This window comes from Streptomyces sp. NRRL S-495 (assembly GCF_000966955.1).
Taxonomy (GTDB): Bacteria; Actinomycetota; Actinomycetes; order Streptomycetales; family Streptomycetaceae; genus Kitasatospora; species Kitasatospora purpeofusca.
This window is the reverse complement of record NZ_JZWY01000608.1, coordinates 1-7913: the sequence shown is the minus strand read 5'-3', so window position 1 is coordinate 7913 and position 7913 is coordinate 1. Positions and strand designations below refer to the sequence as shown.

Below are 7913 nucleotides of genomic sequence, written 5' to 3'. Positions count from 1 at the left end.
CAGCAGGCCCCAGAAGCCCAGCCAGGAGAAGACCAGGAAGCCGCCGATCAGCGAGGGGCCGGTGATCGCGTACACGATGCCGGTGACGATGATGACGAAGCCGGTGCCGGCGACCTTCATGCCCAGGTCGTAGTGGACGCCGCCGAGCAGGTCGGCCTGGTCCAGATAGGCGGCGAGCTCGCTGCCCTTCTGGTGGTACATCTTGGCGTCGGCCGCGCCCCCGTACAGCACGAAGGCCATCAGGTAGCGGGGGAAGGCGCAGAGCAGTTTGGCGGTCATCGCCAGCAGCAGCAGCCGGAAGACGTCCCGTTCGGGGTTGGCGGCCGCGATCCGGGCCAGCAGCGGGGTGCCGATCGCCATCAGCGCCGGGAGGATCAGCAGCGCGCCCCAGGTGTCGTACGAGGTGTGCGCCGAGGCGAGCACGAAGAGCGTGACGTAGCCGGTGACCAGGGCGGCGGCGAGGGCGGACGGCCAGGGGACGCGCCGGAGCACCGCCGTCGCGGCGCCCGCCGGGCCCGGTCCCCCGGGCGCCGCCGCCATCAGAACACCTCCAGGTCGCCGAGGCTGAACCGCCAGTCGGCCAGGGTGAGCGGGGTGGCGCCGGCCGGGGTGCGGGCGGCGAGGGTCATCCCGGTGCGCGGGGCCCGCAGGTAGCCGGCCCGCAGCGCCGCGTCGGCGGCCTCGGTGCCGGGGGAGAGGTGGGTGGCGACGTGGTCGCAGCCGGACTCGCGGGCGGCGGCGCGCAGCAGCCGGACGGCACTGTCCCGGTCGCCGGGGCGGACCACCAGGTCGGCGAGGGTGAACTCGGCCAGCGGGCCGCGCCGTCGGGGCCGGCCGACGGCCAGGCCGGTCAGTTCCTCGCCGCGGTGCACGGTGAGCACCCGGTAGTCCAGGCCGGGGGCCTCGCCGTACCGCCAGCGCAGGAACTCCGGGGTGCGGTGGACGGCGAGCCGGTGGTCGGTGGCGTCGGCGGCGGCGCGTTCGCGCAGCAGTTCGGCCAGCGGGCCGTGCGCGCCGGTCACCGCCGGATCGGCCAACCAGGCCCGGGCGGTGGGCAGTCGGCAGTCCGGGGGACCGGTCGGCACGGCGGCCGGACGGCGGGCGAGGGCGGCACGCGCGCCCCGGGCGAAGGCGGCCGGGCGGACGGCGCGGACCGCGATCGGTACCCGGCCCAGCTCCTGCCAGCCCATCTTCCGGTAGCCGGGCAGGCTGTTGCCGTTGGGTGTGTTGAACACCAGCTCGGTGTCCCCGGCGACCTGGTCGAGCAGGTCCAGGGTGAGCCGGCGGAAGATGCCGCGGCCCTGGAAGTCGGGGTGGGTGGCGGTGTCCACGGGCCGGACGGCGTTGACCGGGCGGCCGTCCGCGCCGCCCGCCCGCCACTGCCAGCGCAGGAAGAGGCGGACCCCGGCCAGCCGGCCGTCGGCGGTCTCGGCGACCAGCCCTGGGCTGGCGCCGAAGGGATTGCGGAGGTGCTTCCAGGCGAAGAACTCGGCGGTGCGGGTGCCGGTGGGTCCACCCGCCAGAGAGGCGGTGAGCAGGTCGAGCACGGCGGGGAGGTCGGGCTCGGCCGGCGGGCGGAAGGTCAGCTCGGCGGGGGCGGGCAGGGCGCTCACGTCCGGACTCGCTCTCCCATCGGTGGTCGGGGGGTCAGCTCGGGGGCAACTCGGTCGGGTCAAGGGGGAAACGCCGGTGCTCCGGGGTTCTCCGGGTGGGGCTGTCCGCTCAGTGCCGCAGGACCCGCGCGTACACCGCCTCGACGGCGCGCTGGGCGCCCGCCACGTCGAAGCGCTCGGAGCGCTCCCGGGCGGCGGTCGCGAGCCTGGTGCGCAGCTCGGGTTCCTCGGCCAGCCGGGCGAACGCGTCGGCCAGCGCGGACGGGTCGCCGGGCGGGACGAGGTAGCCCTGCTCGCCGTCGTCCAGCACCTCGGGCATGCCGCCGACCCGGGTGACCACCGAGGGCAGTCCGCTGGTCATCGCCTCCATCAGGGCGACCGGCAAGCCCTCCTGACGGGAGCTCAGGGTGAACACGTCCAGTGCGGGCAGCAGTTGCGGCACGTCGGGGCGCGACCCGGTCATCAGGACGGCGTCGGCGATGCCCAGTTCGGCGGCCCGGGCGCGGAGTTGCCCCTCCAGCGGTCCGGCGCCGATCAGCACCAGCCGGGCCAGGGGGTGGCGGCGCAGCAGGTCCGCGTGGGCGGCGAGCAGGGTGGCCTGGTCCTTCTTCGGGGTCAGGTTGCCGACCGTGCCGACGACGAACGCCTCGGTCGGCAGGCCGAGTTCGGCGCGGGCGGCGGCTCGGGCGGCCGGTCCTGCGGCGGCCCCGGCCAGGTCGGGGCCGTGGTGCACCACGGTGACCCACTCGCCGGGGCGGCGCCGTCCCGGCGGGACGGTCCGGGCGACGGCGTGCGAGACGGCGATCACCGCGTCATTACGCCGGTAGGTGAGCGCGTTGGCCCAGCGGGTGGCCGGGCGGTAGCGCTCCCAGACGTTGTGCTCGGTGTGCACCAGGCGCGGCCCGGGGCCGGTCAGGGTGGGGGCGAGCAGCCGGGCGGCGGCGGCCGGTACCGGCATGTGGGTGTGCACCAGGTGGTACCGGCGCTCGGCGAGCAGCCGGCGCAGCCGCAGCGGCCAGCGCGGATCGGCCCGGCCCGGGGTGCCGGGGACGCCGCCGAGGCAGTGCACGGTCACCCCGGCCTCGGTGAGCGCCGGGGCGAGCGCGTCCTTCCACGGCAGGACGTAGGCGACCTCGATCCGGTAGCGCGAACGGTCGGCGTGGCGGGCGCAGTTGAGCAGCAGCTGCTCGGCGCCGCCGCGGCCGAGGCCCTTGGCCAGCCACAGCACCCGCACGGGGGCCTCCGTCGGCCCGGGCTCCGGCACCCGTTCCGGCGCCGGCTCTGCCCGCGGCGGCTCGTCCAGTGGCCCGCTCATCGCTCCTCCGCCTCGCGCAGCAGGGCCGGTTCGCCCTGGTCGCCGCCGTGCCCGTGGCCGTTGGCGCTGCCAGGACCGGTGCCGTTCGGACCGGTGCCGCTCGCACCGGCGCTGTTCGCACCGGTGCCGTTCGGACCTGCGCTGCCCGGGCTGCCGCCGTTCTCCCCGGACGCGCGCCGCGCCCAGCTGGGGGTGGTCCGTCCGCCGCCGCGCTCCCCGGACGGCTCGGCGGCCCGTTCCGGCCCGGGAGCGGACGTCCGCTCCGGCGCCGGCCCGGACTGGCGCGGCAGCGCCGCCTGCGGCTGCTGCTGCGGCCCGCTCCGCCCGGCCGGTCCGGACCCCCCGGTGCCGCCCGCGGGCCCGCGCCGCCGCCGACCGGAGGGGCCGTAGGTGCCGAGCAGGGCCACGCCCGCCACCGGCACCCCGGTCCGGGAGAGCAACTCGGCCACCCGGTCGGCCTGTTCCGGGGTGACATTGCCGCTGCGCACGGTGACCAGCACGGCGTCCGCGTGCTGCACCAGGTCGTAGGCGTCGTTGGCGTGCAGCAGCGGGGAGGTGTCGATCAGGACGACGTCCGCGTGCGGCCGGACCCGCCGCAGCACATCGCCGGCCCGCAGCACCAGCGCCGCCGGGTACGCGGTGGTGTTGCCGCCGGTGATCAGCGAGACCCCGGCGACATTGGTCGGCCGGATCAGGTCCTCCAGTTCGTCGAGCCGCTCACCGCTGAGCAGTTCGGCCATCCCGGGTCCGTCGCCCACGCCGAGGTGGGTGTGCAGCTGCGGGTGGCGGAAGTCGCAGTCCAGGACGAGGACGCCGCGGCCGGTCTCGGCGAGCGCGGCGGCCAGGTTGGCGATGGTGATGGTCCGGCCGTCGCGGCTGCCGCCGGAGGCGACCAGGACCACCGGCGCCGGCTCGGTGAGCGGGCGAGGGACGGTCCGCTTCGGGTCCCGGTCGTCACCGCCGGCCGGCCGGGCCAGGGTGTCCGGGCCGGTCAGCAGCAGGGTGGAGCGCAGCGAGCGGTAGGCCTCGGCGGCCGGGTCGGACGGCCGGGCGCGCACCAGCGGTTCGCGCACCCGCCGCTGCCGGCGGGACAGGTGCGGCACCTCGCCGATCACCGGCAGGTTGAAGGCCTCCTCGACCGCGTTGCGGCTGCGCAGCCGGGTGTCCATCCGGCTGAGCATGAGTGCCGCGACCACACCGAGCGCGAGGCCGAGGAACACCGCCAGGCCCAGCCGCACGCTGCGGCTGGGGGAGGAGAGCAGGTTGCTGGTGCCCTGGCGGGCGTCGATGCTGCCCCACTGCTGGATGGCGTCGGTCTGGGCGCTGTTGGCCAGCTTGCTGATCGTGGTGAGGGTGGTGGTCAGCGAGGTGTTGGCGGCGGTCAGCTTGGGCTGGAGCTTGGGCTGGTCGGCGGGGGAGGAGCGGTTGTACTGGGCCTGGATCTCGTTCAGCTGCTGCTGCTGGGCTTCCGCCTGGGCCTGCAGCTTCTTGATCGTCTCCGCGGTGCTGCGGGCCGACTCGTCGCTGTAGCCCTTGATGATCGCGGCCGAGTAGGCGGTGGCCAGGTCGGAGCAGGACTGCCCGGTGGGGCCGGTGGTGGCGATGGTCAGCATCTGGGGGCTGTCGGCGGTGACGGTGCGGCGGGCGATCACCTCGGAGGCGTCGGTGATGCCGAGCTGTTTCGCGGCGGCCGCGGCGACGTCCGCGCCCTGGGCGTAGGAGAGCACCTGGTCGGCCCGGACGGTGTCGCCGGCGCCGGCGACCGGGGTGATCGCGACCTTGCACTTCCATTTGGCGTTGTCCACCGTGTCACCGGTCGGGGTCAGCAGCCAGCCGACGACCAGCGCGGCGAGCGTGCAGCCGACGAGCAGTCGCCAGTAGCGCCGCAGGACGGTGAAGTGGTTTGCCGGTTCCACCGGTTGGATCCCCTCGCGTTCGTGGTGCGGTGGTGCTGTCAGCGCCCGTCGCCTCCCGGTCCGGGAGCGTGGCGGGTCCGGGTACCGCTGGTCGGGTCACGCCCCGGGGCGTGACCGGCACACCCTCGCGGGCACGGTGGAATCCCTCGGCTGATGTCGCAACCCGCCCCCCTGACGACTCGCGGACAACGTCCTGAACGACGTACTCCCCACGGCGTGGTCCGGCCCGGTGGTGCATCGCGTGCGCCGCACGCCGACCGCCGCCCCCGCCGGATCCCCTTGCGATGCTTCCCGAGCCCCGACGTGCGGCGCAACCGCTTTGGCGATACTGGCCCGGGAGATCGCGTACACCGGCCGCCGACCCGCCCGGATCCGGACAGAACGGGCCGTCGGCGTGTGCGTCCCCGCACCCGGGCCGGTTTGCGTCCCCGCACCCGGGCCGGGCGCGCACCGCCGACGGGTCCGGCCCCGGAGCGTCCGGGCCCCGGACGGGCTCAGACCGTCCGCAGCCGCAGCGAGCGCTCGTAGAACCCCACCATCTGCGCCGACACCTGGTGCAGCGTGAACGAGGTCAGGAACCGGGCCCGCGCCGCCTTCGCCCGCACCCGCGCCGAGGCCCGGTCCTCCAGGGTGTCGACGAGCGCCGCCGCCAGTGCGGCCGGGCGCTCCGGCGGCACCAGCCGGGCGTAGTCCTCGGACCCGACCGTCTCCCGCAGGGCCGGCACATCGGCGGCCACCAGCGGCACCCCGACGCCCATCGCCTCCATCGCCGCGCTGCCGAGCCCCTCCCAGCGGGACGGCACCGCGAACGCGTCCGAGGCCGCCATCAGGTCGAACACGTCGTCGCGCGGCCCGAGGAACCGCACCCCGCCGGTCGCCGCGGCCAGCGCCCGCAGCCGCTCGCTCTCGCCGCCCTCGCTGCCGGCCAGCAGCAGCACCGCCTCCGGCTCCGCCCGCAGCACCTCGGGCCAGGCCTCCAGCAGGACGTCCAGGCCCTTCTGGTACTGCTGCCGGGCCGCGGCCAGCACCACCGGCACGTCCTGCGGCAGCTCCAGCGCCGTCCGGACGGCGGCCCGCCGGTCCGGCGTCACCGAGCCGAGCAGCTCCGGGTCACGCCCGCGCGGCACCACGTCGATCCGCTGCGACGGCACCCGCAGCCGCCGGGCCATCGCCCCGGCCACGTACCTGGTCAGCGCGTGGAAGCGCCGGGTGCCCTGCGCGGTGGTGGCGTCCACCGCCTGCGCGGCCCGCACCTTCCACGGGTTCAGCCCGCGCGCGTTGCGGTGCTCCGGCCCGTACGCCGCGTTGACCAGGCTGGTCACCACCGGGGTGCGGGCCGCCAGGGCGGCCGCCCGGCCCAGCACGTCCGACTCGTAGAGCGTGGTGTGCACGAGGTCGGGCCGCCGCTCGCGGACCAGCCGGTGCAGTGCGGCGACGGTGCCGCCCCGGGTGGGCCGGCCGACCCCGAACACATCGGCCCCGGCCGAGGTGAGCTCGGGCTGGAAGCCGCCGGGCGAGTCCTTGAGGTACGCGACGTCGAGCTTCACCCCGGCCCGTACCAGCTGGGGGGTCATCGCCACCAGGCCCTGCTCGGCCCCGCCGACCCGGCTCACGCTGTCGATCACATAGAGCACATGCACAGGCCAACCCCCGCCCTCCTGGGCGCCCCCGGTCTCCCGTGCCGGGAGGGCGCCCTGACTGCCGCTCAGCATCGCAGGTCGCGGTCGGCGCCCGCCAGCGGTTCGGTCAGACCGGCGCGGGGGCGGGTGCGCCGCAGGCCGGGTGCCGCGGACCGGACGCCGGCGAACGGTCAGGGGGCGGTCGACGGCGCGGAACGGGGGCGCGTGCACCCCCGGTGGGGCGCACGACGGCTTCCGACCGGCGCCCTCCCGGAGACCGCACGCCGACCTACGGACCACCGCCGGGTTGCGCGAAGGGGTCGTCCCTGACGGGGCGCTGTGCCAAGGTCGTTGCCATGCCCGAAGCGACACCGGTCAGGACGGCCGGAACCCGCCCCCGCATCCTTCACCTCATCACCGATCCACGCCGTCGCGGCGCCCAGAACCTCGCCCGCGACCTGCACCGCGAACTGCGCCGCCGGGGCCAGGCCTCCGCACTGCGCGCCCTCGCCCCGCACCCCGACGCCCACCCGGACGCCCCCGACACCCGCGCCACCGCGGTGCTCGGCCCCGGCCGGCTCCACCCGCGCACCCTCGCCGCCCTGCGAACCGCCGCCCGCACCGCCGACCTCGTGGTCGCCCACGGCTCCTCCACCCTCCCGGCCTGCGCCATCGCCCTCGCCGGCACCCGCACCCCGTTCGTCTACGTCTCCATCGGCGACCCCCGGCACTGGACCGCGGGACCGGTCCGCCGGCTGCGCACCGGCGCCCTGCTGCACCGCGCCGCCGCCGTCACCGCCCTCGCCGACGAGGCCGGCGAACTGCTCGTCGAACGCTTCCGGCTGCCCGCCGGCCGGGTCCGCACCATCCCCAACGCCCGTGCCGCCGACCGCTACCCGCCGGCCGCCGACGAGGCCGACCGCCGCGCCGCCCGGCAGGCGCTCGGCCTGCCCTCGGACGGCCTGCTGGTCGCCTGGCTCGGCGCGATCGCCCCCGAGAAGCGCCTGGACCTCGCCCTCGACGCCCTCGGCCGGCTCCCGGACGTCCGCCTCGCGGTCGCCGGCGACGGCCCGCAGCGCTCCGCCCTGGAGCGACATCCCGCCGCCGCCCGGGCCCACTTCCTGGGCACCCTCGCCGACCCGGCGCCGCTCTACCGGGCCGCCGACGCCGTCCTGCTCAGCAGCGACAGCGAGGGTGTGCCCGGGGTGCTGATCGAGGCGGCGCTGGCCGGCCTGCCGGCCGTGGCCACGGACGTCGGCTGGGTCGGCTCGGTGGTCCGGGACGGCGTCACCGGCGCGCTGGTCGCCCCCGGCGACCCGCCGGCCCTCGCCGAGGCGCTGGCCAAGGTGCTGGCCGGCGACCGGGCCGGACTCGGCGCCGCGGCCCGGGCGCACGCGCTCGCCCACTGCGAGCTCGACGTGGTGGCCGACGCCTGGCAGCGGCTGTTCGG

At 76.8% G+C, this 7913-nt stretch carries 6 protein-coding genes; 1 reads left to right on the top strand and 5 read right to left on the bottom strand.

Annotation, left to right across the window (positions count from 1 at the left end; translation table 11 throughout):
- The 5 genes from VR45_RS28730 to VR45_RS28710 form a co-directional block, all read right to left on the bottom strand.
- Positions 1-540, bottom strand: a 540-nt coding sequence (locus VR45_RS28730) for a hypothetical protein (protein ID WP_045942768.1), incomplete at its 3' end; no start/stop codon positions are given.
- On the bottom strand, positions 540-1613 hold the full coding sequence (locus VR45_RS28725; RefSeq protein WP_234326275.1) for a GNAT family N-acetyltransferase: 1074 nt from the start codon (positions 1611-1613) through the stop codon (positions 540-542). The genes VR45_RS28730 and VR45_RS28725, both read right to left, overlap by 1 nt.
- 109 nt (positions 1614-1722) lie before the next feature.
- Positions 1723-2928 carry a glycosyltransferase gene (locus tag VR45_RS28720; protein ID WP_078896916.1) on the bottom strand — a complete coding sequence of 402 codons (1206 nt, stop codon included), beginning with the start codon at positions 2926-2928 and terminating at the stop codon, positions 1723-1725.
- Positions 2925-4844 (bottom strand): polysaccharide biosynthesis tyrosine autokinase, encoded by a 1920-nt coding sequence (locus VR45_RS28715; protein ID WP_045942767.1) that lies wholly within the window; start codon positions 4842-4844, stop codon positions 2925-2927. Before VR45_RS28715 ends, VR45_RS28720 begins: the two co-directional genes overlap by 4 nt.
- 494 nt (positions 4845-5338) lie before the next feature.
- Entirely contained in the window at positions 5339-6556 is a 1218-nt protein-coding gene (locus tag VR45_RS28710; protein ID WP_234326274.1) for a glycosyltransferase family 4 protein, read from the bottom strand.
- Positions 6557-6819: 263 nt separating this feature from the next.
- Between VR45_RS28710 and VR45_RS42765 the strand changes: the two genes are divergently transcribed.
- A partial coding sequence (locus tag VR45_RS42765) for a glycosyltransferase family 4 protein (RefSeq protein WP_052709451.1) occupies positions 6820-7913 on the top strand: 1094 nt, incomplete at its 3' end.

Excerpts from the sequence above, each read along its gene's own strand:
- VR45_RS28720 (WP_078896916.1), bottom strand. The coding sequence starts at position 2,928 with ATGAGCGGGCCACTGGACGAGCCGCCGCGGGCAGAGCCGGCGCCGGAA.
- VR45_RS28710 (WP_234326274.1), bottom strand. The coding sequence starts at position 6,556 with ATGCTGAGCGGCAGTCAGGGCGCCCTCCCGGCACGGGAGACCGGGGGC.